1 protein-coding gene is annotated in these 1,062 nt (G+C 42.8%); it reads left to right on the top strand.

Features of this window, described 5'->3' with window-relative positions:
• Positions 1-993 (top strand): transposase (locus tag H5158_RS22580; protein WP_220491408.1); only part of this gene is annotated, 993 nt, incomplete at its 5' end.
• Positions 994-1,062 lie beyond the last annotated feature (69 nt).

Below are 1,062 nucleotides of genomic sequence, written 5' to 3'. Positions count from 1 at the left end.
GATAGCCTGAGCGAAGAGTTGATAACACAGGATTTAAAGCAAAAAGAAAAGCTGGATAAAAGTGCAGATAAAATCACGGAGTTCTTAGCGACCCACGAGGAAAAAACGGGCAGCAAAGGCAAGCCTATTAAAAGTAATATTACCGACCCTGATAGCGCGAAAATGACCACGTCAAAAGGTACAATCCAAGGCTACAACGGGATAGCGATAAATGACGATAAACATCAAGTTATACTGCAAGCACAGGCATGGGGCTCGGTGGGCGAGCAGCAAACCCTGCAGCCAGCAGTTAAGCAATTAAAGCAGCAGCTTGATAAATTGAATACCGACAAATCAACAGACGAACAAACGATTAAGTTCACCGCAGACAGTGGGTTTAATAGCGAAGCGAACCTTGAATACATGGCGAAAAGTGGCTTTGATACTTACATTGCGGATAACCAATTTAGAAAACGAAACCCGTTATTTAAAGACAGCGAAACCTATGAAACAGAGCAAGAAAAACGCCGACTAAAACGCAGTAAAGGTAAGCCACGGTTATTCACCTCAGACGACTTCCATTATGATGAGACGACACAAACCTGCCGCTGTCCAGCAGGCAATGACATGTGGCGAAGTGGTATCAATGTAAAAAGCCACAACCAAAAATACACGCGATTCTGCGGTTACTTAAAAGATTGCAAAGTATGCTCACTGCAACAGCAATGCATGCGAAAGCCACCGATAAAAACAGGGCGGCAAGTACAGTTTAAAAATGATGAATCGCGTAAAAAGCTAAGCTACATCGACAAAATGAAGGTCAAAATAGACAGCCCAATCGGGCGACGACAGTACAGCAAACGACTTGGCTGTATAGAGCCAGTGTTCGGGAATATTACAGTTAACAAAGGCATGAATAAATTGACCTTACGCGGTCAAACGAAAGTGAATGCCCAATGGCAACTGTATTGCTTAGTTCATAATATAGAAAAGCTGCAAAACAGGACGCATTAATAAAGGTAAGCTGCTACCTCTCCAAATAAGCCACTTAAACACCTGTCATACCTTCCAAAACGCCCATTA

Source organism: Pseudoalteromonas sp. SR45-6, assembly GCF_014163545.1.
Taxonomy (GTDB): Bacteria; Pseudomonadota; Gammaproteobacteria; order Enterobacterales; family Alteromonadaceae; genus Pseudoalteromonas; species Pseudoalteromonas rhizosphaerae.
Note: the sequence above shows the minus strand (reverse complement) of the source record. Positions and strands in the feature narration are given on the sequence as shown.